17 protein-coding genes are annotated in these 22,882 nt (G+C 54.0%); 11 read left to right on the forward strand and 6 right to left on the reverse strand.

Features of this window, described 5'->3' with window-relative positions:
- Window positions 1–28 precede the first annotated feature (28 nt).
- The 7 genes from hisG (at window position 29) to QSJ36_RS11360 (ending at window position 6,961) form a co-directional block, all read left to right on the forward strand.
- Window positions 29–904, forward strand: coding sequence for an ATP phosphoribosyltransferase (gene hisG / locus QSJ36_RS11335; RefSeq protein ID WP_022398184.1), 876 nt, complete (start codon window positions 29–31; stop codon window positions 902–904).
- 41 nt (window positions 905–945) lie between these two features.
- Entirely contained in the window at window positions 946–1,050 is a 105-nt protein-coding gene (locus tag QSJ36_RS12825) for a hypothetical protein (RefSeq protein WP_012420149.1), read from the forward strand.
- 906 nt (window positions 1,051–1,956) lie between these two features.
- Entirely contained in the window at window positions 1,957–2,904 is a 948-nt protein-coding gene (locus QSJ36_RS11340) for a hypothetical protein (protein WP_285468688.1), read from the forward strand.
- Window positions 2,905–2,943: 39 nt separating this feature from the next.
- Window positions 2,944–3,750 (forward strand): hypothetical protein, encoded by an 807-nt coding sequence (locus QSJ36_RS11345; protein ID WP_285468689.1) that lies wholly within the window; start codon window positions 2,944–2,946, stop codon window positions 3,748–3,750.
- 259 nt (window positions 3,751–4,009) lie between these two features.
- Window positions 4,010–5,545: a hypothetical protein gene (locus tag QSJ36_RS11350; RefSeq protein WP_285468690.1), complete on the forward strand. Its 1,536-nt coding sequence runs from the start codon at window positions 4,010–4,012 to the stop codon at window positions 5,543–5,545.
- A 306-nt stretch (window positions 5,546–5,851) separates the two neighbouring features.
- On the forward strand, window positions 5,852–6,259 hold the full coding sequence (locus QSJ36_RS11355) for a hypothetical protein (protein WP_102726528.1): 408 nt from the start codon (window positions 5,852–5,854) through the stop codon (window positions 6,257–6,259).
- Between the two features lie 6 nt (window positions 6,260–6,265).
- Window positions 6,266–6,961, forward strand: coding sequence for a hypothetical protein (locus QSJ36_RS11360; protein ID WP_102728670.1), 696 nt, complete (start codon window positions 6,266–6,268; stop codon window positions 6,959–6,961).
- An 87-nt stretch (window positions 6,962–7,048) separates the two neighbouring features.
- Here QSJ36_RS11360 and QSJ36_RS11365 read toward each other — a convergent pair whose 3' ends face one another.
- Window positions 7,049–8,278 carry an ATP-binding protein gene (locus tag QSJ36_RS11365; protein ID WP_102721231.1) on the reverse strand — a complete coding sequence of 410 codons (1,230 nt, stop codon included), beginning with the start codon at window positions 8,276–8,278 and terminating at the stop codon, window positions 7,049–7,051.
- 12 nt (window positions 8,279–8,290) lie between these two features.
- Window positions 8,291–8,995 (reverse strand): response regulator transcription factor, encoded by a 705-nt coding sequence (locus QSJ36_RS11370; RefSeq protein ID WP_022398179.1) that lies wholly within the window; start codon window positions 8,993–8,995, stop codon window positions 8,291–8,293.
- Window positions 8,996–9,211: 216 nt separating this feature from the next.
- Here QSJ36_RS11370 and ilvD point away from each other — a divergent pair, with 216 nt between their 5' ends.
- Window positions 9,212–10,888, forward strand: a complete 1,677-nt coding sequence (ilvD, locus tag QSJ36_RS11375) for a dihydroxy-acid dehydratase (protein ID WP_102721232.1) — start codon at window positions 9,212–9,214, stop codon at window positions 10,886–10,888.
- Window positions 10,889–11,133: 245 nt separating this feature from the next.
- Here the strand turns inward: ilvD and QSJ36_RS11380 are convergent, their stop codons facing one another.
- Window positions 11,134–11,553 (reverse strand): hypothetical protein, encoded by a 420-nt coding sequence (locus QSJ36_RS11380; RefSeq protein ID WP_285468691.1) that lies wholly within the window; start codon window positions 11,551–11,553, stop codon window positions 11,134–11,136.
- Between the two features lie 69 nt (window positions 11,554–11,622).
- Complete coding sequence (locus tag QSJ36_RS11385; RefSeq protein WP_285468692.1) at window positions 11,623–15,699, reverse strand: autotransporter outer membrane beta-barrel domain-containing protein; 4,077 nt, start codon at window positions 15,697–15,699, stop codon at window positions 11,623–11,625.
- A 389-nt stretch (window positions 15,700–16,088) separates the two neighbouring features.
- Between QSJ36_RS11385 and QSJ36_RS11390 the strand changes: the two genes are divergently transcribed.
- Complete coding sequence (locus QSJ36_RS11390; RefSeq protein ID WP_285468713.1) at window positions 16,089–17,087, forward strand: tyrosine-type recombinase/integrase; 999 nt, start codon at window positions 16,089–16,091, stop codon at window positions 17,085–17,087.
- A 92-nt stretch (window positions 17,088–17,179) separates the two neighbouring features.
- On the opposite strand, the gene QSJ36_RS11395 is transcribed toward QSJ36_RS11390, so the two are convergent.
- Window positions 17,180–18,106, reverse strand: a complete 927-nt coding sequence (locus QSJ36_RS11395; RefSeq protein WP_285468693.1) for a uracil-DNA glycosylase — start codon at window positions 18,104–18,106, stop codon at window positions 17,180–17,182.
- 209 nt (window positions 18,107–18,315) lie between these two features.
- Here QSJ36_RS11395 and thiH point away from each other — a divergent pair, with 209 nt between their 5' ends.
- Together thiH and QSJ36_RS11405 are read left to right on the forward strand one after the other, a co-directional pair.
- Window positions 18,316–19,452: a 2-iminoacetate synthase ThiH gene (gene thiH / locus QSJ36_RS11400; RefSeq protein ID WP_285468694.1), complete on the forward strand. Its 1,137-nt coding sequence runs from the start codon at window positions 18,316–18,318 to the stop codon at window positions 19,450–19,452.
- Between the two features lie 107 nt (window positions 19,453–19,559).
- On the forward strand, window positions 19,560–21,446 hold the full coding sequence (locus QSJ36_RS11405; protein WP_285468695.1) for an LTA synthase family protein: 1,887 nt from the start codon (window positions 19,560–19,562) through the stop codon (window positions 21,444–21,446).
- Window positions 21,447–21,509: 63 nt separating this feature from the next.
- On the opposite strand, the gene QSJ36_RS11410 is transcribed toward QSJ36_RS11405, so the two are convergent.
- Window positions 21,510–22,667, reverse strand: coding sequence for a hypothetical protein (locus tag QSJ36_RS11410; RefSeq protein ID WP_285468696.1), 1,158 nt, complete (start codon window positions 22,665–22,667; stop codon window positions 21,510–21,512).
- Window positions 22,668–22,882: the final 215 nt, after the last annotated feature.

Raw genomic sequence — 22,882 nt, forward strand, 5'->3', positions numbered from 1 at the left:
CCGCGTGGGTTTTCATTCCCGTCCCATCATGTCGAAGAAACTCAAAATAGCACTTCCCAAAGGCAGTTTGCAGGACTCCACCGTGGAATTGTTCCGCAAGGCCGGCTACAATGTATACGTGTCCAGCCGCGGGTACCGCCCGACCTGTGACGACGACGATCTGGAACTCTTCCTGATCCGCGCCCAGGAAATCGGCCGTTACGTCAATGACGGTTTCATCGACTGCGGCATCACCGGACGCGACTGGATTTATGAAAACCGCGCGGACGTGGAAGTGCTGACGGACCTTCAATACTCCAAGGCCACTTCCAAGCCCACCCGCTGGGTGCTGGTGGTTCCGGAAAACTCCCCTATCACCTGTGCGGAAGACCTGCAGGGCAAGCGCATCGCCACGGAAGGCGTGGGCATCACGGAACGCTGGCTTCAGGAAAAGGGCATCAAGGCCCATGTGGAATTCTCCTGGGGCGCTACGGAAGTGAAAGTGCCGGAGCTGGTGGACGCCATTGTGGACATCACGGAAACGGGCAGCTCCATCAAGGCCAACAAGCTCCGCATCGTGGACACCTTGATGACCTCCTATCCCCAGTTCATCGCGAACCGGGAAACGATGCAGGACGAATGGAAAAAGCAGAAGCTGGAAAGCCTGGTCATGATGCTCAGGGGCGCTCTGGAAGCCCGCCGGAAAGTGGGTCTGAAAATGAACCTCCCCGCCGCTTCCCTCAATGGCCTCGTGGAAGCCCTGCCGTCCCTGCGCCGCCCCACCATCTCCCACCTGGCGGAAGAAGGCTGGCTGGCCGTGGAAACGGTTATTGACGAATCCGTCGTCCGGGATATCATTCCGCAGCTCAAGGCCCTCGGCGCGGAAGGCATCATTGAATACCCGCTCAACAAGCTGGTCTACTAACTTTTTTCTCACCACAGTAAAACAACAAACGAACCACAATCATGGGATCGCTCAAAAAACGCCGTAAAGCAAAAATCAACAAGCATAAGCGCAGCAAGCGCATGCGTCAGAACCGTCACAAGAAGCGTTTGCGTTACAAGTCCTAAGGTTTGTGCGCTTCGCTGCTCAAACTGGCAGTCTATCCGATTTCCGGAAAATCCCGGCGTCCTCCGTCCAGCGGAAGGACGCCGTTTTTCTTTTCAATGGAATCAGCGTTGGCTAAAAGGAAACTTTCCAACACAAAAAACAATATCTTTAGTGAAGAGAAAAATACAGCATGTGTCTTTATTCCATTGTTTTGTGAGGCGGGTTGCTGGTGCTCTGCATAAGGGAATAAAAGGACAGGTCAAGATGATGAAGCGATGCTGGTGTCGTCTCCCTCCCAATCCGTAAAAGAAGGTTTTCCGCTCATCCCCCGCACTCCATTCCCCTTCGCACGATTGCTGTCAGATTATATCGTTCCGAAGTGAAAGATTAGATGTGGAACTGAGCATGGGAAATTCGGAGAAAGTCTAGTTCACTTTGAGCAACTCCTAACATAAACGCAAACATCTAAAGAAAGTAATAGAGTTCGGTAAAGAACAAATCTTCTCTTTTTCTTTAAACAAATGAAAATAGAGTTATCTGGTCTAATTTAGGAGTTTAAACGTAGCAAATCATTTTAGGAAAAGAAATTGTAATGCTTTGTTGGAGAAATATAGGAGAGATTCAATGAACTGCCAAACGCTCTCTGTCATGCTGTCAATTTATTTAGAATTGAGCTTATCAATATCGTAATCAAGCGGATTGAGATGGAGTTTTGCGGATTGCTTAATGTGGGCATCATATTCTTCAGCCTAAGGTAAATCTCCTTTTTCTCGTCCTCATGTTCCTGGCGAATCCAATATTGTCTCAATTTTATTCTAAAATCATTGACTTTGTGCCTGAATTCTGATTTTTTTGTATAACGTACTACAACCTATACTTCTATGAAACGGTCAGGACAGTTATTCATGTGGGGAAATTTTTTCTTCATGGCAATTGGAGCATTTTCTTTAGGGTTTGCAGAAGATGGAGATTTAGAGGACGAAGGGAGGGATTTATATATCAGTTCGAAGACACGCAAGTATTCTGCTGAATGTATGATCTTTGATCTTGATAGAGAGGAAGATCAAAAACGAGAAGATATTGGAATTGGAGAAGAAGTGGATTTAGAGTTGGAGGGAAAATTACTTTCTCTTGTTAATAAGGATGAGATAGAATGGAAACTTTCCGAACAAAGTGAAAAATGGGCAATACTAACAATTAATGAAAAGGATAAATTTAAAGCTGTTTTAACGGCTAAAAAGGATCCTGTTATCAAAGGAGAGGTAAGTGTGGAAGTTAAAACTAATTTGGACGATAAGCCCAAGCCAAAAAAATTTAATGTTCTGGTACCAAACAAAATAGAAGGGATAAATCTTTCTGAACGGAGTCCTGATGGTCCCCGTGATGGGAAAGTGAATGAAGTTGGGGCTTCCACTCATTTAGCTTTAGTCTTTCAGCCGCGGACGGTGAGCTTTTCAAATATAAACTTTATAGAAAGATCATTGGATAAACCTGAAGATCTTCCTGAAGGATTGGCTCCTCATATGCCTAATCCAAATCCACAACGAATTGATGAGTATAATGGACATATGAGTGATTTAATTGGAGTATATCCACCGAAGGAACATCGGGAAAATTCAATATTATTATTCCAAAATCTTCCATTGCCATTATTTTATTTTTGGCGTTGCGGGTTTTACACTGTTGTCAATGGGAAAGATTGTTGTTTAATCGGTGATGTAGTGTATATTCAAACATTTGATGAAAGTTATGATGGGAATCGTATAGATGAGTTGAAGAATTTCAAAGTTAAAATTTGTAAATTTGGATGTTCTGTTGAAAGAAGTACAGCAGGGGACGCCATTCATATAGATACAGGAACGAGAGATGATTGATCTGTAAGTATAATAATTCAGTTAGTCAAACAATCTGTTATGAAAGTAATATATATATTATCATGTTTTATTTTAGTTTTTTCGACTGTAAGCGAGGCCAAAATATTTGATAGTTCTTTAAAAAAACCTCTCCTTCATGAAACTAATGAAAAATTATATCTCCTACTATCAAACGCTGAAAAATCGGCCCTGCAGGGGGATATTTTTAAATTTTATGAACAAGCTAATAAAATACTGCCTGATATAAAAAATGATTTGCAAAAAGGGATGTGGCTTTTTTATTTGGTTGCCGCAGTTCCCTTTATTGATGACACTGTAGAAAGTAATGGAGAATGGCTATGCGAAAATTCTGATCTTGATTATGAAGTGAAGGAAAAAATGATTTTATCATTTTTTCCGAAAGAAATTAGAAAATCTAACGGAACAAAACTTCATGACGAGGCACTTGTGATGAGAGAATTGTTTCTGTTATATTCATCCATGATATTGAATCAATTTCGACAAGAATTAAATCCTCTTTTTCTTTATACATATAAATATAATAGATTTTTATATTTATATAACATGGATCTTAGGCAGGATAGAGATAGATTTACAAAATATTGTAATTACATGAATGTTAGAATTGGGAGACAAAGAAAATTGAATTCAATCATCAATAATATGGAAGAGGATTTTGTAGGAATGTTAGTCCAATTTTATCCGACTAAAGCTGTACAGGTGAAAAGATATCTTAAATTGGCGGGATATGGTGATGATGAAATTCCTGATTTATTGGATAGAACAATTGGACGAGTTCCTCAAGCTTCCTACTTGTACAAGGGTTTTCCCAAGCGCAGAAAATAATTGGTAAAAAATATCCTCATAGATAGTTTTCTTATTTAGCCTATTTATGTTTAAACTCTTATTCCTCTATTTGTTCTTCTTGCCAGCGGTTGTTGCTGGAGATTTGTCCCATCAGCGCCTGGCATGGCAGGTGGAAGGAGGGGATGTGCGGAATATTGCCGGGCTGTGCCGGCAATATGTTCAAAAGAAATTGGAGGCGGAAAAAACGTTTTCCGTGGAATCTCTGTTGAAGGACCGGGAGGTGGCGCAGGCTTGCTACATGGCCCATTTTTTTGCGTTGGTGGGGAAGGAAAGGACTTACATCCTTCATGAATTGAAGGACAAGGAATTTGTGCAATGGTTGCTGAATCACCCGGAGGTGTTTGAAAAACTGGCGTTTGCCAAGGCCTCGGGAAAGAATACGCTGGCTGTATTGCGGAATATCTGGGTGAAGGAAGGGAAAGAGCTTTCCGGAGTTGGTCTCAACATGGCATTGGGTGCGGCGTTGGTTTCTACGTCCCGGGAGCCGGAGGCATGCGAAGCCCGGTATGATTTTTACAAAAAGGCTTTTGCGGAGAAAAAACTGTTTCCGCAGTTCATTACGCTGGAACCGTGGGAATTCGGCATTCTTTTCCGGGGCAGGGAAAGTATTGAGGAGCTTGCCTGGGCACAGGATTACCTGGCTGGCAAAAAGAAGATCAAGGCGGGGAACGCAGGGTATGCCTGTTGCGGTCTGATCCCCTACCGGATGAAGAATAAGCAGGGAATCAGCGTGCATGCCGGTGGAGCGTTCTACGATCATAAACCTATTTCTTTGCAAATTTACGTGGAGTATGGGGGTGTGTGCGGCGCCGTTTCCAAAGGGGCGGCCGGGTTTGTGAAGGCGAAGGGGATTCCTTCCTACACAATCGGCCAGCCAGGGCATTGCGCCTTTGTGTGGAAGGGGGCAGACGGAGAATGGAAGATAGGAAATAACATTTATGGCTGGATATGGTCGGAAGGCGGGTCCGGCGGACCGTGGAAAGGTTCCGTTTCCACGATTACAGAGCTCCCCCGTTTTTGGAAGGGGAAGGATGCCGCTGCATCCAATCTCTGTTATTATTTATCCCTGCTGGCTGCCGATCCACAGAAGGCGGAAGCACTGCTGAAAGAGGCATTAAGACGGAATGCCTCCAATTATCCCGCATGGCAGGCCTTGATGAGAAGGAATGTCCGCCTGGCGGAGAAAGATAAATTGGCTTTGCTGGAACAATTCAAGGAGGCTTTTCCCGGAAATCCCACTCTGTGGGAGTATTTCATGAAGAATGAACTGGGGCTTGATTGGAAAAAGGCGAATGGCTATGCCGTTTATCCAAGATTGCTGGCGCAAAATGAATCATGGGATTCTGTAGACGCGTATATGCGCAATTTCTGTGCTTTAGCCCGGAAAGATATTCCGGATATGGCTGGAAAGTTGCCTTATGGGGTGAAAACCAAGAGAATCTTTTTCAAAAACTGGCTGAAATTTTACCAAGAGAACAAAATCGACCGGAAGGTGAGGGTACAAACCTGCGCTGTGCTGGAAAAGGCGCTTCCTTCGCTCTTGAGTCATGAAAAAACGGCATTGCAGTTTCTAGGGTTTTATGGGCAGGTGCTTGATTTATGGAAAGACAAGCAATTGTCGGCCCGGGCCGATACCTTCCTGACGGTATGGTTGAAGGAAGTAGACAAAGCTTCCGTACGGAAGAAGATGGCGGAAATAGGTCTGAAAGTAGCCGAGCATCTGGGAGACAAAAAAGCGCTGGTTCGTTATGCGGAGACTCAGGCTGGATATTGAATAGCGTGATTCTTTCTATCTACATAGAATAATCGTCTTTTCTGGACTGGTTGGTGATCAACATGGTTTGAGATTATTCAAACTTATACGGTCAATAGTCTGGTAGATGAAGAGAAGTATCTATGTAATTATTGTTAATTTTATGTTGCCAGGTATAGTGGTTTTTTCTTGGATTATCTATTTTTTGCTCTATCATATGCTTTGATGAAATGACACTTGGTGGCAAGTTTACTCGTATTGAGTATGTTATCTGTAGGTCCTGCCAAGAATGCAACCAACCCTTGTAGAGTGGAATTAGTAGGTATCATGTTTTTTACCACTCCTATTGGTTCGGAGGTTCCCAACATAGCAGGTTCCCAGGATGAATTGGAGATTGATTGGGAGAGTGCTGCAAAAGATTTACTGGAAGAAAAATTAGGATCTGTCGTTTCGGTGAGAGTGGATACAATTTCATTGTTGGCATTTATTAATTCAAATGGGAAATTTTTTGCAAATGTCCATTTAGTGTACGCTTACAGATTTCTTCACCATCATAAACCTGTTACTGCATGGAAATTGAAACAACAGAATAACTTGATGGATAACGGTATAGACTATTATCAAGTTGGGACGGCTGGAGTAAGAAGTGCTAAAGCGGCCGTTTTAAATGCTAAAAGAAAAATTCTTAGTGGCTTGGAAAAAGAATTGAAGGAACAATGTAAAGAACATCAGTAAATAATTATGAAATATTTAATGCTATTTAATGCTTGGATTTTTTGTTTTGCAGGCATTGCAGATTCAAATGCCGTCGAAAGCAATATTTCTGTACTGGAGGGAATTGGTTATGAAATGACCAATCCCATTTCTGTAAAAGGAGTTAAATCAAGAAAAGAACTTGATGAATATTGCCGGAATTATGTATCACAACATCTTCCTTCTTATGAGATAGGAGATACGATGATTTATATTTTAGGACAAGATACTGTACTTGAATTGGAATGCCGGGAGAAGGAAGGAAGCGCAAAAGTTTCATTGTATTTTAACATCTCGGAGTATATGGATAAAGTTAAGAAACAAAATAAGAAGTCTAACTCTAAATTCTTAAAATCCGTGAAACCGATGGATTTCCCGGAAGGGATTTCCTTACGCAAGCCTATTGTATTAAAAAAGGCTGTCACCCGTGAAGAAGTACAGAAACAGCAAGAGCAATATTTGGAAAAAAAGTATCCGGGTTATAAAATCACCCGAAAGGAAACCTGGATTTTCCATAAGAAGTTTTTGGAGAGGGTGAGTTTGAAAAAAGATGACGAGGAATTAATCGTCAATTTTGATGTTTCCGATTATATGAAAGAGTATGAAAAGAAGCATCAGTTAAAGAAAATTCAATTGTCTCCTGGTGTAGAAAGAGTGGAACTGCAACACGCGCCCATTCCGTGAACCGTGAAGCAATTCCGCCGGGTTGGAGAGTCTGTTTTTTCTCCCGGATTCAACAGCAATCATATCAGGCTGTGCCGCATCGGAATCTTATGCCTCCTTTTCTTCCCGGAACCGTTTCAGAGGAATGGTGATGGTGAAGACGGTTTCCCGGTGGGGAGTGCTGGAGACGGTGATGGCGCCGTCGTGAGCCTCCACGGCGCGTTTGACGATGGAAAGGCCCAGGCCCGTTCCCTTGATTTCCGAGGAGTGGTGGGTTTCCACCCGGTAGAAGCGGTTAAAGAGGAAGGGAAGGCTTTCCGCGGGGATGCCTACGCCCGTGTCCGTGACGGTGATCACGCAGGCTTCCGGTGTTCTGGCCGCGGCCACAGTGACGGAAAGGCCCGGTTCCGTGTTTTGCTTGAGAGCGTTTTCCACCAGGTTGAACAGAACCTGCGTCCAGTAGAAGGGGTCCCCGTAGAGTTCCCAGTCCGGCGGAATGTTCATGTGCAGGGCGGCCTGTTTTTTCTCCCGGATGGAGTCCAGGCGGGAGAAGACATCATCTACGCAGGAGGTGAGGTGGAACCATTGTTCCTTCAGGATGGCCTTGTGGCCTGATTCCAGCTTGGAGATCATGAGCATGTCTTCAATGATGTTCATGAGCCGCTGGCTGTTCTGGTGCATGACGCCGATGAATTTGCGCGCCAGTCCGGGGCTTTCCTCCATCAGATTGTCTTCCATCAGGTTTTCCAGATATCCCACGATGATGGTGAGCGGGGTGCGCAGCTCGTGGGAGGCGTTCGCCACGAAGTCCCGGCGCATCTGGTTGGTGAGGTAGTTTTGCGTGACGTTGCGCAGCAGGATGCGTTTTTCCTTGATCGGGGTGTCCGTGATGGCGCTGTCCAGGTGCCACGCCGTGATGCCGTTTTGCACTCCGCCGGGGGAGTTGGCGGCGCTCAGCGTAAATTCCTTGGTGACGGGGCCATCCGTGTCAAAGGCTTCCTGAACATGCCCCAGCAGTTCCTGGTTGCACACCAGGGCTCCCACTTTGCGTCCTTCCAGCCTTTCTTCCTGAAAGAGTTCTTTGGCCAGCGTATTGGCCAGCACGATGTGCCCGGCGGGACCGATGAGCAGGAAGGCCTCACCCAGAGCTTCCAGAAAGCGCCGTTTGTCCACGATGGCCTGTTCCTGGGCTTCCTCTCCGCGTTTCAGCAGGCGTTGGGCGTCCCGCAAGGCCTTTTTCCGGGCTTTCATGGCGGACCGGCATACCTGGACCAGGTGCCAGTTCAGGTACAGGGAGGCCAGAACAAGGATGATGAGGATGTAGTCGATGGCCGACATGGAACCGGAGCGTTAGACCTCTTCCTCCGGGGGACGCCGCCCCGGCAGGGTAAAGCGGTAGCCGATGCTGCGGACGGTTTCAATGCAGTCCGCATAGGGTGCCAGTTTCTGGCGCAGCCGTTTCATGTGCGTGTCCAGCGTGCGGCTCTGGGCCTGGTGGCTGTATCCCCACACGCAGCTGAGCAGGTCGTTGCGGTTCAGGGTCTGGCCTTCCCGTTCAATCATGTAGATCATGAGCTTGAATTCCGTGGCCGTCAGGTCCACTTCCTCCTTGTCGATGTAGAATTTGAGGGCGTTTTTGTCAAACGTGAAGGGCCCGTATTCCGCGATGACGCTGCCCGGCGTGTGTTCGCACCGTTTCAGCACGCTGCCTACGCGCAGCACGAGTTCCTTGGGGCTGAATGGCTTGGTCACATAGTCGTCCGCTCCCAGCTCCAGCCCCTGGATGCGGTCTTCCGCCTGGGCCTTGGCGGTCAGGAAGATGACGGGAATGTTCTGCGTGCGGCTGTCCCGGCGCAGCTCTCTCAGTACGCCGTGGCCGTCCATGCCGGGCATCATCTGGTCCAGCAGAATCAGTTCCGGCCTGTCCCTGCGCGCCACTTCCAGCGCGGTCAGGCCGTCATAGGCCGCCAGGGGCGTGTGGCCTGCGCGTTCCAGGTTGTAGGCCACGAGGTCTGAGATGGCGTGATCGTCTTCAGCGATAAGAATGGTTGCCATGGCTGTTTTTTACGATGAAGGAAGGGGCGGTGTCCCGATATTAGATGTGACGATTCGTTCACATTTCCCCGTCCGGAAGGGTGTTCCGGACAGCTAAAGTCTTTCCTTATGCAAACAGACTGTAACGGAGGCGTTTCCGTTTTGCAAGACTGGCCTAGATTCAACTTCTCTTCCCTGCGTCATGTGATACACTTGCGCCGCAACAGTTATATTGTTATGCGAAGCGATAGAGTTAAAGCAGGGTTCGAGCGTGCGCCGCACCGCAGTCTGATGCGTGCCACGGGGATGACGGATGAGGATTTAAGCCGTCCCTTCATTGCCATTTGCAATTCCTTTAATGAGGTGATTCCGGGCCATGTTCACCTGAACAAGGTAGCCGCCCTCATCAAGGAGGAAGTGCGCAAGGCCGGAGGAACTCCCGTGGAGTTCAACCTGCCCGGCGTTTGTGACGGCATTGCCATGGGCCACGGCGGCATGAAGTTTTCCCTGGCCAGCCGTGAGTTGATCGCGGACAGCGTGGAGACGATGCTGAGCGCCCACGCGTTTGACGCCATGATCTGCATTCCGAATTGCGACAAGATTGTTCCCGGCATGATCATGGGCGCCCTGCGCTGCAATATTCCCACTATTTTCTGCAGCGGCGGCCCGATGGCCGCCGGCATGGCGGAGGACGGCACCGTACTGGACCTGAACAGCGTGTTTGAGGCCGTCGCCCGCTTCAAGGCAGGCAAAATCAATGCGGAGGAACTCCATTCCCTGGAATGCCGCGCCTGCCCCGGCGCCGGTTCCTGTTCCGGCATGTTTACGGCCAATTCCATGAATTGCCTGAGCGAGGTAATCGGCCTGGCCCTTCCCGGCAACGGTTCCCTGCTGGCTACTTCCGAGGAACGCAGGGAGTTCTGGAAGCAGACCGCGCGCCGCGCCGTGGAGATGGCGAAGGCGGACGGCCCCCTGCCGCGCGACATCGTGAACCGTGACGCCATCGACAATGCCTTTGCGATCGACATGGCGATGGGCGGCAGCTCCAATACCGTGCTTCATACGCTGGCTATCGCCCGGGAAGCCGGCGTGGAGTATGACCTCCAGCGCATCAATGACATTTCCAAACGCACCCCGAATATCTGCAAGGTGGCCCCCTCTTCCCGCTTCCACATGCAGGATGTCCTGCGCGCCGGCGGCGTGAGCGCCATCATTCATGAGATCGCCAGGATTCCCGGGGCTCTCCACCTGGATTCCATGACCGTGAGCGGAAAGACGCTGGGTGAAACGGTTGAAGGATGCGGCATTACGGATGAAACGGTAATCCATCCGCTGGAAAAGGCTTATTCCCGTGACGGCGGCCTGGCGATCCTGTTCGGCAACCTGGCCCAGGAAGGCGCCGTAGTGAAGAAGGCCGGCGTGCATCCGGACATGATGAGCTTCCGCGGACCCGCCGTGATTTTCGAGTCCCAGGAGGAAGCCTGCGAAGGCATCCTTGCCGGGAAGGTGAAGTCCGGCGACGTGGTCGTCATCCGCAATGAGGGACCCAAGGGCGGCCCCGGCATGCAGGAGATGCTGGCCCCCACGTCCTATATCATGGGGCAGGGCCTTGGCGCGGAAGTGGCGCTTATCACGGACGGCCGTTTTTCCGGAGCCACCCACGGAGCCTGCATCGGCCATATTTCCCCGGAAGCGGCGGAAGGCGGCCTGATCGGCCTGTTGCGGAACGGGGATATTATTGAGTATTCCATTCCGGACCGTACGCTGAACGCCCATTTGAGCGAGGATGAGATTGCACGCCGCCGTGCGGACTGGCAGCCCACGTACAACAAGGTTTCCTCCTCCTGGCTGAGCCGTTACCGCCACCTCGCCACGAATGCCAGCAATGGCGCCGTTCTCCGGCGCGGGGAATAATGGCTCCCTTTTAAATAGTAACCGCTTTCCCTGGTGGGAAAGCGGTTTTTTTATGACTGCCTCCGTTTCACAGGCGGCTGGCAAGCGGTATGGCCGGATTAGCCTGCCCGGCAGGAATGAGCGGACGCCGGCGCATTCATGCCGGAGGCGGCCGCCATAAAAGGTCTGTCCGGTTAAAGCGGAACCGCTTCCCTCAACAGGAAGCGGTTCCTAATCAACAATTCATACTTTCCCGGGAAATTTTTCTATTTGGAGATTTTGAAGGGGCCGCCCATTCCTTCCGGGGAGAGAACGGTGGATTCATATTTGGTTGCCGAGTAGTAGCCCTCCGTTGCGGAAGTAAAGGTCATTTCTCCGGAGCTGGTGATGGTGGAGGGATGTTCCCCTCCGTCAGTCAGCGTCATGGAGAACCGGGCGGAAGCCGGACCCGGCGCATAGGAGTACGTTCCGGAAAAGCGGCCGTTCCCCGTTTCCAGCATAGTGGGGGAGATGATTTTGTAGGAGACTCCATGGCCGTCCGTCATGCTGATGACGGAGCCTGTTTCCAGTGTTTGCGGGGGCTGGACTCCGGAGGAGTCCGATTTGCCGGAGCTGCCGCCGCAGGAGGCCAGCAGGACCGCACAGCCCAGCGTCAGGATGGGGCGGATTATTGTTGAAGAAGGCATGAAGAGAAGGGTTGAGGGTTGCCTCCCCGGTCCCGTGGGGAACCGGGGAGACTGGAATAGGAACGCCCGTTAGAATGAGTAACTGACGGAGCCGTTGATTCCCTGGGCCGTCAGCCCGGCCCTGCTTTCCAGGGAGTACCCGATGCGGGCTCCCCATCTGCTGCCGAAGGCAGCGCTTACCCCTGCGTTGACGCGCAGGGCGGTGCGGCCTACGTTAACGCCGCGCGCCGTCCAGGTTCCCAGCTCACTGCTGACGGTTCCCTTGGGGTTGAGGCGGCTGAGGTCCTGCGCCACGGCAACCGTCACGCTGGGCGTCAGCGTGGTTTTGGCGCCTGCCGCATAGGTGCGGGAGAGAGTGACGCCTACGGGCAGCGTCCAGTTCTGGGCGCGTGCTCCGCTGAAGGTCCGGGCCAGGTCTCCGTGTTCGGAGAAGCTGTCCGTCTTCCCGGTCATGAATTCCAGCCCGGCAAACGGCGCGATGACCAGTTTGCTGCGGAGCTGTTCCGTCCAGGTGGCATAGACGGCGGCTCCGAAGGAGTCGGAATCAAATTTCCCGGTGGCGGAGGTGTCCGCCATGCGGGCCTTTCCGTCAAAGGATGTGGTGCCGAAGGCGGCATAACCGTCCAGGGCCAGCTTGGAAGCCCCGGCGGGCGTGTAGCGGCCGTAAAGCATGGCCATGAAGGAATCCGCGTCATAGCTGGACAACCCTCCCTTGTCCTGGAAGGTCCCGTAGGACTGGCCGATGGCTACCCCAGCCAGGGCGGAGGAGGAGAGCTTGCAGTCCGCGCCCACGGCATAGCCGCCTGCGTCGTATTTGTAGCCGTCGATGCCGCTCCGTGCGCTCTGGTCCGTCCAGGAACCCAGTCCGCCCACCCATACGGAGCCGCGGCCTGAGGCCACCGGCGCCATGGCGATGGGGGAGCCCTTCGCGTCTGCGGACTGGACCGGCTTCGCCGCCGGAGCGTTCAGCCCCTGGGCGGCGGAAATGGCTCCCTGCGTCCTGCCCAGGGCGGCAAAGCCCTTGAGGGCGTCATTGGAGGCCCACGCCGCGTTGACCACGGTTTCACCGCTGACGGATTGAATCATGGCTGCCGCCGCGTCCGCGCTGGAGGTTCCCAGGAGGGTTTCAAAGAACCTGTGTGCGGCTGAACCGTCCCGGACTCCCGTCCGGGCCTGTTCCATGCCGGCTGCCGCGCCGGAGACGTTTCCGGAATATCCCTGCATGGGGGCGGCTACTCCGTGCATGTTCTGCGTCAACCGGATGGTTCCGTCTTCATGAAGTGCGGCGTTAGTGGAGACAAAGGCGGAGTTGAACAGGGGCAGTTCGCTGACATCGGCTCCGGTGATGGTGACGTTGTCTACGGAAGAAGTTCCGGCTGCGGTGTGGGTGAGGTCCCTTCCGTCGCCCGTTTCACCGGCATTCCAGAGCTTGATGGAGGAATGGCCGTTGAACGCGATGCCATTGAGGAGGAGGGAAGATCCCTCGCCCATTTCAATCACGGCGTTTCCGTTGAGTTCCAGCGTGTCGCCGGCCAGGGTGGAATCCTCCGTCAGAATAACTCCTCCTCCGTTGATTTCATAGTCCGTCAGGCCTTCAACGCCCAGTTGCGCGCCTTCCATGACCAGGGTGCCATCCACTTCAGCCAGATGGCCCACGATCAGGGAACCGGCTCCGGAATCCTGGATGAATGTTCCTCCGAATCCGTTGTCTTCCGTGTCCCGGCCGCCGTAGAGCAGGCCGCCGCTGCCCGTCTGCACCAGCGTGGCGGAACCGCGCGTCCACGGACCGTCGTCAAGGGAGTAGTAGTCCGCGTCGGAAATGCCGCTGTTGATGACGGTGACATCGTCCGCGGCGGAGTCCACCAGGATGACGGAGCCGTCTTCGGCAAAAATGTCGTTGGCTTCTTCCCCGGCCATATTGCCGTCAAAGAAGGCTCCGGAGCCAATCAGAAGAAGACGGTCTTCCATCAGATGGATGGCCCCTCCCAGTCCGGCGGCGGTGTTGTCCGTGAAGGTGACATTTTTGCCTATCCAGATATTGGCGCCTTCATTTTCAAATAAGTCGTCCACATTATCGCCCTCCTGCATTGCAAGATTGGTCGTCAGCTCGGAGGCGATGGCTCCGCCGTTGGCCCCGGCCGTGTTGCCGGAGAAGACGGAACCGTTCCCTACCGTGATATCAAGAACTTCCGTGGTCAGTTTGGAGGTGCGTTCCCCGTTTTCATAGGTGATGGCCTCGGCAATGTTGTTCTGGGCGAAGACGGCTCCGCCGGACCCGGCGGCCGTATTGCCGATGAAGCGGTTGTTTTCTCCAATGAGAATGTCTCCGTGCGCGTAGAGGGCGCCCCCTCTGGAAATATCCATGGCGGCGGACCTGCCCGGGGCCTTGCTGTTCATGAACGTGTTGCTGCGGCCCGTGGTGATTTTGTTTTCACGTTCCGTAACGGTAACGGTTCCGTTGAGGATGTCTCCGTTTTCATCCGTGTCAATGATGCTGGCGTGGACGAGGCTGTTATCCGCATCGCTGAAGGCGCTCATGTGGTAGACGGACGCTTCTTCCGTTCCCTGATAGGTCACGTTGTCCCCTAGTATGATGGTGTTTTCCGCGGCTACGGTGGTCATGGTCAGCGTAGCGTTGTCGCCAATGACTACGTTCCTGCCATAAGTTCCTTCCGTGTATTCGCCGGAGGCCAGCACGTAGTCGCCGTCCGCGTTCTGCTTGAGCGTTCCTTCAAAGGAGATGGTTCCGCGGGAGGAGGCGCCTTCGTCGTCAATGGCTCCCACCGTATCCCCGGCCCAGATATCGGCCATCTGGCTGCCGGAAAGGTCGTTGTCCCCGGTGATTTCAGTATTGCTGCCGATGTAGATGTCTCCGCCTTCCGCATAGATATCCACGTCGTCCAGCGTGGAATTGGCCCCGATGGAAACGGTGGCCTGGTCTCCTACTGCGGTGGTTATGCGGACAGTACGGGTTCCGTCTTCCCCTTCAGCCATGGAGAAGGAATTCAGTTCCACGGATACGGCATCCAGCGTGACGGATGCCAGCTTTGCCCCTTCTCCGATGAAGATGGAGCCTTTCGCGTCCATGTCATAATTTTCAATGGAGCTGCCGCTGCCGATGGCGATGTCGCCGTACAGCCCCATGGATTCTTCCGTGCTGGTTCCCGGCAGGTAGGCCCCGTCTTCATCTTTTCTGGTAATGCCATGGGAAAGGACGAGGGCTCCCGTCGTAATTTCCGCCCGGTCCGTGGCTTTCAGGATGCTGTTGTTTCCCAGCAGTATTTCGCCGCCCGTGAACCGGTCTCTATCGCCTGCGGTGCTCAGATTGGTATCCGTCATCGTCACGGCTCCCGCGCTGAAGTCAATTCCTCCGCGGGCGCCCACGGATTCCGACTGGCCGATCAGAGTGCCGGACTCTTCGTTTTCGTAAACGGACGTGGTGTTGACGGCGCCTGTGGAGACGAGGGTGGAATCAGCCAGGGCAATATCTCCATGGGAGACAATTTGGCCGCGGACTCCGTCATTCATGGATAAATCCATTTCATTGATTTGGACGTCTTTTCCCAGCTCCATGGCAATTTCTCCCGGTGTAATAGTGACCACCGTGGAGATAAAGGCCCCTGTTTCTGGGTCCAGTCTGGTTTCTATGGAGGTGGAGTGGCTGGTGACGACGTCGTTCCGGTTGAGAATGGCTCCGTCTCCCGCCACCAGCTTGTTGTTTTCCAGGACAAGCCATGTGCCGTCCAGGGTGGAGCCGTCTTCTATGGAAAGGGTGTTTCCGGCGTCGCTCCGTCCGCTGAGCATTCCTTCCGTCATGCTGCCCACGCGGACGGTTCCTTCACCGTCCACATTTAGGTTCTGCATCTCCACGGCGGACATGTCCTTGTAATTGAAGTTGGAGATTTTTCCATGCCCGTCTGATTTGAGGACGATGGCAGCGTCTGCGGGCAATGCGCTCAATTCTATTCCTTCAAAGTCGATGGAGCCGGTAATGTTCAGCGTGTCTCCATTGGCCATCTGGTTCCAGGCGGCCTGGAATTCTTCCAGGGTGGAAGCTGTATATTCGGCGGCGAAGGCCTGGCTTCCAAGGACGCACATGGCTGCCAGCAGAGCCCGGCGTAGCGGGAGGGGTAAACGAAGATTCATGATTTGTTATATTCAGATTAATTCAAGGAAAAGTGGAAATGGGTGCCTTTTCCCTGCTGAATTTCTATGTACAGGATTGTTAATCCTGTGCGTCTGAATATATTCCGTCCGTTTTCCCGCCTCCGGCGCATGAACGGCGCGTTGTGCGGCGGAAGATTGAATCCACGGCTTATCTAACAAATAGATTTTTATTTGTACATAAGAAATTGGCCGTTAAAAGGGATTAATAGATGAAAATATTGTAATTTTTTTCTTGCTAACAGGATTAACAATCCTGTGATGTATCATGCATTAATATCAAAAACATGGTGTTCGGAATGGCGAAACATGGAGAAAACCGGAATAAATATTTGGCGGCGGAAATGTTGTTGAAAGGAAGCGGTTTGAATATGCTGGATGCCGCCAGCCTGGCCGTGGAATTGTTGAGCCTGTGCGGGGGGCGCCGCAGCATGCGCCGGGCCAGAAAGGCAATTTTCCTGGGAGCGGAGGAATTGAGGAAAGGGGAAAAGACGGTTTCCTTTTCCGCCGCCGTGGAGGAGACGCTGAGGGCGAAGCGCGGGCTTCGTCCCACAACGCTGCGTGATATCAGGTATTTCACCGGAGCCTTGATGCGGAGGTGTCCGGAATTGAAGGATTTCCCGGTCCGGAAACTGACGCCGGAGCATTGCGCGCGTTTTTTGGAAACTGCGTTTTCCTCCCGCAGACAGCGTTACAAGGGCCGTGCAGTGATGAGCGGCGTGCTGTCCCTTTCCCTGCGGCGCGGCTGGTGCGGGGAAAATCCCATTGTCCGGGTGGAACCTCCTGCGTTCCGTGAACGGACCATCGCCGTTCTGGTCCCGGAAGAAATAAAAAGCCTCCGGGATGTGGTGGAAATTCCTGAATTCCGTGACTGCGCTCCGGCGGTCTGGGTCATGCTGTATGCCGGCATCAGGCCGGGGGAAGTGATGCGTCTCCGCTGGAATGACGTGGATATGGAAGAACGGGTCATTTCCGTAAGGTCCGTAGCCAGTAAGACGGGGGGAGCCCGGCACGTCACCATTCATGCCGTGCTCCGGCGGCTTCTGGCGGAATACGGGGCAGGGGAGCGGGATGGCTTGCTATGCCCTCCCAACTGGCCGGTGCGCTGGAGGCTGCTCCGGAAAAAGGCCGGGTGGGGCATGCATCACCGCTTCGGGGAATGGAGCGCGGATGCTCTGAGGCATACCTATGCTTCCTATCATGCCAAGTGGTTCCGGGATTTTCCCCTGCTTCAGATGGAGATGGGGCACCGCTCCTCCTCCCTGCTGCGGGCGCGGTACCTGAACATGGAGGGAGTGAGCCGCGACAGGGCACGCCTGTTCTGGGAAGTGCCGGAACACGGAAGGAAAAAGCGGATCGTGCATTGCTGAAAAGGGAACGGGCCGTTCCGCAGGCTTTCCATGAAGAAACAGCCGTTCAGCTGCCGTGGCGGGAGAAGGGCGGCATGCAGGAATTCCCGGTTTTATTCCCTGGGCAGGAAGTAGCCGCGCTGTTTTTCCGAGATGGGCATGCCCAGGCGTTCCATGACGGCCAGCATGTCTTCCCAGACCTTGCGTTTTTCCCGCGGGCTGTCTGATCTCAACAGGTAGCTGGGATGGTAGGTAACGCGCACGGGAATGCCGTTGAGGTCGTGGAACCTGCCGCGCATGGAGCTGACGGAACCCTGTATCCCCAGCAGTCCAACGGCGGCAGTCCCGCCCAGGGCTACGATCATCTTCGGCTGGATGACCTGGATTTCATTCATGATGATGGGCAGGCAGGCTTCAATTTCTTCCGGCGTGGGGGCGCGGTTGTTGGTCCGCTGGTTAGGCAGCGCAGGACGGAATTTGACGATGTTGGAGATGTAGACCATGTCTCGGGAGAGTCCCATGGCCTTCAATATCTGGTTGAGTTTTTCCCCGGCGCGGCCCACAAAGGGCTCCTGCTGCACTTCTTCATAATAGCCCGGCGCTTCCCCGATGAGCATGAGCTCCGTATGGGGATTGCCCGTGGCAAAGACCATGGTGTCCCGCAGGGAATTGAGCTCCCGCGCCGGCTGCCAGTTCTGCGCCAGATCCCGCAGGTATTGCAGCTTGTCTTCCATCGTCCCTTCCGGGAGAGCGACGGTGGAGGCCGGTTCCCGGCTCTCCGGAAAGAGCTCCGGCGGTTCCGGCTCCCCGGAAGATACGGAGGCCGGGGCAGGTTCCGCCTGGGGCGGCGGTTCCGGAGAAACGGGGGGAGAGGGTGGAGCTGCGGGAACGGCAGCGGCGGGGCGGCTTCCCTGTTTGGCGGTCACGTACCACGTCCTGAGAACGTTTCTGGCTTCATCCGTCAGGCTCGTGCGCGTTGTTCCCTGCTGGATCAGGGAATCGAGATAATGGCGGAAAAGGCTGTTCGGCGTGGCGGTCATGGGAGGATAAGGCCAGATTAGTCCATGAGAGGCCGTCTGTCACGACGATTTGCAGGGGCTCTTCTTTCCTCATGGAGCGCTCCGCTCCGGGGAATGACACGGTAAAAGATGGAATCCTTTGTGAGGGAAGAGGCAAATTGGGCTTCTCCGGTTCAGGCTTGGAAATGGCCTTGGGCAGCCGGCTCTCTCAAATTTTATTTAATCTTCCTATGTCCTTTTCTGAAGAATTAAACGGTCTGATGGACCATCCCTCTTCCCTGGTGCGCCGCTTCATGGCATTGCTGGAACCGGTGGACGACGCCCGCCTGGAGGCGATGGCGCAGGAGAGCCGCCGCCTGACGCGCCTGCATTTCGGCCGGACCATCCGTCTCTTTGCCCCCATTTACCTGTCCAACGAATGCATCAATAATTGCAAGTACTGCGGTTTTTCCCGGGACAACCCCATCATCCGCACCACCCTTACGGTGGATGAAGTGGTGCAGGAGGCCCGCTACCTGTACGGGCTGGGCCTGCGCAGCATCCTGCTGGTGGCCGGGGAGCATCCCAAGTTCGTTTCAGACGGGTACATGCAGGAATGCCTGGACGCGCTGCATTCCTTTATCCCCTCGCTGGGGCTGGAAATAGGACCGCTTCCGGACGACCGCTATGCGGAAATCGTCCACCATGGGGCGGAACAACTGGCCGTGTACCAGGAGACCTACAACCGGGAGGTGTATGAAACCCTGCATACGGCGGGCATGAAGAAGAATTTCAACTGGCGGCTGGATTGCCCGGAACGCGCCTACCAGGGCGGCTTCCGCCGCATTCAGATAGGCGCCCTGTTCGGCCTGTCCCCCTGGCGGCGGGAGGCCATGGCGCTCGCCGCCCATCTGGACTATTTGCAGAAGCATTGCTGGAAGTCCGCGCTTTCCGTGGCGTTCCCGCGCATGCGTCCCTACGCCGGGAATTACGAGTATGAACCCGATCCGGAACTGATGCTGGACGACCGCCATTTTGTCCAGCTTATGGCCGCCCTGCGCATCTGCTTCCCCAGGATAGGCATGTCCGTCAGCACCCGTGAACCCGCGCCGATGAGGGATGCCCTGATGCATCTGGGCATGACCCACATGTCCGCCATTGCCCGTACGGAACCGGGGGGCTACACGGGGGTGGGAACGGCCACCGCCCATTTGACGGTGCGGGGAAACCAGGTGGACCTTCCCGAGGACCGGAAAGGGCGCTGCAAGGCAACGGAGCAGTTTGAGATTTCCGACCAGCGCACTCCGGAACAGGTGGTCGGCGCCATCCGGAATGCGGGCCTGGAGCCTGTCTGGAAGGACTGGGACGCCGCGCTGGATGTGGTGTAAAGGGAGTCCGGATGCCCGGCGGCCGCTCTGCGGAATGACAGCCATACTTGCGTGATGCTGTGATGGAGCATTGACGGCATGCCCCGTCTGTCATATTTCCGGGGACGATGATTCGTTATTATTGGGGGAGGTTTTGGCCGTTCCTCCTGCTCGCGTTCGGTATTGAGGCGGTGGAAAACCTGTTTACGGTGTTTTTTGAATACCGCAACATGGATTTCGGGGTCATTCCCCTTCTGAAGACGGCATACATTTTCGTGACGGAGTTTTCCATCACCATGTGCTACTGGCTCATCCCTTATGCCGTTTATTTGTGGATTCTGCCGCGCGGTAGGGCGGGGGGAAAGGCGGACCGGTGGATCACCTGCGCATGGTTTTTCCTGTTTGTGCTCGCCAACCTGTTTGAAGACGTGGCGGAAGCCTTCTTCTGGAATGAGTTTGAAGCCAGCTTCAATTTCATTGCGGTGGATTACCTGATTTATACCAAGGAGGTGATCGGGAATATTTATGAATCCTACCCCATCATCCCGATTCTTATCGGCATTCTGGCTGTATCCGTCCTGGCCGTCTGGGGGATGAAGCGTTTTCTGGTCCCCCGCCATGGGGAAGCTCCCGCGGGGTGGAAGCGGGGCTGCGTGGTGCTGTTCCTGCTGGCGTGCATTACGGGAGGGTATTGGCTGGTGGACATCAAGGATGCGGATGCCGTGAACAACCGCTATAACTCGGAAATGGCCAAGGACGGCCTTTACAGCCTGTTCAGCGCCTTTCTCAAGAATGAGCTGGACTACCGCGATTATTACAAGACGCTGCCGGACGCGGATGCGGCGGCGTTTCTGGCCCGGGAATTCACGGCGGATGACACGTCTGTGCCTGACGCCGCATCAGGCAGCGTGAAGAGGCAGGTGCGCCCCTCCGGGGAAGCCATCCGGCCCAACGTCGTGGTTGTGGTCATGGAGAGCATGGGGGCGGAGTTTTTAAACGAGTGCCGGGAGGACGGCGCGAACGTCACGCCGTGCCTGAGCCGTCTGGGCAAAGAGGGCATTTTCTTCCCGAATACCTATGCCACGGGCACCCGCTCCGTGCGCGGGCTGGAGGCGGTCAGCACGTCCATACCGCCGCTGCCCGGCATGTCCATCCTCCGCCAGGAGGGGAATGAGCATTTGCAGACCATCGGGTCCATATTCAGGGACAAGGGGTATGACCTCAAGTGGATCTACGGCGGCTACGGGTATTTTGACAACATGAATTACTTCTTCGGGAACAACGGCTTCCAGGTTCTGGACCGCAATTCCATGGATGATTCAGAGGTGACCCATTCCACCATCTGGGGCGTCTGTGATGAAGACCTGTTCCGCCGCGCCGTGCGTGAGGCGGATGAGTCCTTCAAAAGCGGCTCTCCTTTTTTACAGGTGGTGTTCACCACGTCCAACCACCGCCCCTATACCTATCCGGAAGGGCGCATAGACATTCCTTCCCATACCGGGCGCATGGGCGCCGTCAAGTACGCGGATTATGCCGTGGGGGCCTTTGTGGAGGAGGCCAGGAGCAAACCGTGGTTTGAGAATACGCTGTTCGTGTTTGTGGCGGACCATGGCGCGGGCAGCGCCGGGAAACAGACGCTTAATCCGGAAACGCACCGCATTTTCTCCATTTTCTACGCCCCGGCCCTGCTGAAGCCGGAACGGATTGAGACGCCTGTCAGCCAGATTGACGTGCTGCCCACCCTGCTCGGCCTGCTGAAATGGCCGTATGATACGGCGTTTTATGGAAAGGACGCCTTGAAACCCTCCTACCAGTCCCGGTATTTCGTGAGCAATTACCAGTACATCGGCTACTTGAAGGGAAGGGACATGGTGGTGCTTAAACCACAGCGCGGCGCGGAGTTTTTCCGTGACGGGGAGCCTGTGAAGCCGGATGCCCGGATGAAGGAGCTGGAAAAGGAGGCGGTTTATTATTATCAGCACGCTTCCGGCTGGCGCACCAGTTTGAAGGAATAAGCCCTTTCCCGTGATGCGGATGCCGCCGTCTCTGCGGCAATCCGCCAAGGGAGGGGAACCGGTTCAGGATTTGGGTTCGTCCCTGTAATCCTGGAGGGCGTCCCAGTGGAACGTGAAATGCTTCTGCATGTGCAGCCCGTTGGCGAGGATGAACATGAGGGAAATGCGGAATTCGTTGTTGGTCAGCCCGTCCAGTTCCTTCTTGTCAATCTTCATGGAAAACTTCCCGCTCTTTTTCCCCAGGCGCTGGGAGAAGGAAACGGCGTCATAGTCCTGGTTGACCGCATAGGGCGGGTCCTGGACGTAGACGTTCAGCGCCTTGACGGTCTGGGGGCTCTTGTAGCTTCCGGAGATGAGAATCTGGTCTCCCTTGAAGGAAATGGCCGTGTCCTTGATTTCCACTTCCGGCCTGCCTTCATAGAATTTCTGTGCCGGAGTGACGGAGAACACTTCACAGGCGTCCAGCAGGGCGCAGCTGGCGGGGGTCAGGAAGGTGGGACTGATGCCGAACGTGTAGTTTCCCGCGCCCATCAGGGCCGTGCCGTACTTTTTGCCGTCCGAGGCGGTCTGGTGGTTATGGGGCAGGTTGAGGCCGTGGCCCAGCTCGTGGGCCAGGCCGCCGTACCATTTGGTCAGCAGCTGCCCTTCCCTGGTTTTCTGGCCCAGGTGCTTGATGTCAAAGGCCGGATAATCCAGGGCAAAGCAATTGCGGCCCATGCCGTAGAAGGGAACGCCGCCGGGATTGTCGGGGCCGTTCTTTTCATCGTTCCAGGTAGGCATGATGACCAGGGTGTGCTGGCTTTTTTTCCTGTCCGGATTGGCCTTGAAAAATTCTTCAAGCTCCTGCGCGGCCTTCCAGCCGCCGCCGTTTTCATACGGATAGTGCGCCGCCGGGTTCTTGGCCTTGTATTCAATGATGTTCACGCGGCCGGGGGATTTGATGTCCAGGCCGAAGGAGCGCGCGCCGTAGCCGTGCCGCTGCATTTCCCTGCCGTAAAACTGCTGGAGGTAAAGCAGCAGTTCGCTGAGGCGCCGTTCGTAATCCGGAACGGGTTCCGTGTCACTGCCCAGAAAGTAAACGACGTTGAGCTGCTGGGCCGTTTTTTTCAGGGCAATCCGGTCTTTCAGAACGTCCGGAACGGTGACCCCGGCAGAAGATATTCCGGAAGCCGTCCCGAGAAGGGCGAAGGAAAAAAATGCGGAGAGAAGTCGTTTAAACATGCTTGCCTACGGTAGGCGCGCGCCCCTCAAAGACAAGGAAATTTACTGTCCGCGCTACCATTTGCGGAACAGGCGCCGGGTCAGGAGGAAGAACGGCGGAAAGGGGTGCGTCATGCCGTGAGGGTAAGTTGAAAAGGCTGAAAGATAGAGATTGCGGCGGCAGTAAATATATGACATCCTTATTAAAGCATGCATCTCCAATCTCTATTTCTATC

The organism is Akkermansia sp. NBRC 115031 (assembly GCF_030268505.1).
GTDB classification, from domain to species: Bacteria; Verrucomicrobiota; Verrucomicrobiia; order Verrucomicrobiales; family Akkermansiaceae; genus Akkermansia; species Akkermansia massiliensis.

Bases quoted from the DNA above. Each gene is read 5' to 3' on its own strand.
- hisG (WP_022398184.1), top strand. From the start codon at position 29: ATGTCGAAGAAACTCAAAATAGCACTTCCCAAAGGCAGTTTGCAGGAC.
- QSJ36_RS12825 (WP_012420149.1), top strand. From the start codon at position 946: ATGGGATCGCTCAAAAAACGCCGTAAAGCAAAAATCAACAAGCATAAG.
- QSJ36_RS11340 (WP_285468688.1), top strand. From the start codon at position 1,957: ATGGCAATTGGAGCATTTTCTTTAGGGTTTGCAGAAGATGGAGATTTA.
- QSJ36_RS11345 (WP_285468689.1), top strand. From the start codon at position 2,944: ATGAAAGTAATATATATATTATCATGTTTTATTTTAGTTTTTTCGACT.
- QSJ36_RS11350 (WP_285468690.1), top strand. From the start codon at position 4,010: ATGGCCCATTTTTTTGCGTTGGTGGGGAAGGAAAGGACTTACATCCTT.
- QSJ36_RS11355 (WP_102726528.1), top strand. From the start codon at position 5,852: ATGTTTTTTACCACTCCTATTGGTTCGGAGGTTCCCAACATAGCAGGT.
- QSJ36_RS11360 (WP_102728670.1), top strand. From the start codon at position 6,266: ATGAAATATTTAATGCTATTTAATGCTTGGATTTTTTGTTTTGCAGGC.
- QSJ36_RS11365 (WP_102721231.1), bottom strand. From the start codon at position 8,278: ATGTCGGCCATCGACTACATCCTCATCATCCTTGTTCTGGCCTCCCTG.
- QSJ36_RS11370 (WP_022398179.1), bottom strand. From the start codon at position 8,995: ATGGCAACCATTCTTATCGCTGAAGACGATCACGCCATCTCAGACCTC.
- ilvD (WP_102721232.1), top strand. From the start codon at position 9,212: ATGCGAAGCGATAGAGTTAAAGCAGGGTTCGAGCGTGCGCCGCACCGC.
- QSJ36_RS11380 (WP_285468691.1), bottom strand. From the start codon at position 11,553: ATGCCTTCTTCAACAATAATCCGCCCCATCCTGACGCTGGGCTGTGCG.
- QSJ36_RS11385 (WP_285468692.1), bottom strand. From the start codon at position 15,699: ATGAATCTTCGTTTACCCCTCCCGCTACGCCGGGCTCTGCTGGCAGCC.
- QSJ36_RS11390 (WP_285468713.1), top strand. From the start codon at position 16,089: ATGCTGGATGCCGCCAGCCTGGCCGTGGAATTGTTGAGCCTGTGCGGG.
- QSJ36_RS11395 (WP_285468693.1), bottom strand. From the start codon at position 18,106: ATGACCGCCACGCCGAACAGCCTTTTCCGCCATTATCTCGATTCCCTG.
- thiH (WP_285468694.1), top strand. From the start codon at position 18,316: ATGTCCTTTTCTGAAGAATTAAACGGTCTGATGGACCATCCCTCTTCC.
- QSJ36_RS11405 (WP_285468695.1), top strand. From the start codon at position 19,560: ATGATTCGTTATTATTGGGGGAGGTTTTGGCCGTTCCTCCTGCTCGCG.
- QSJ36_RS11410 (WP_285468696.1), bottom strand. From the start codon at position 22,667: ATGTTTAAACGACTTCTCTCCGCATTTTTTTCCTTCGCCCTTCTCGGG.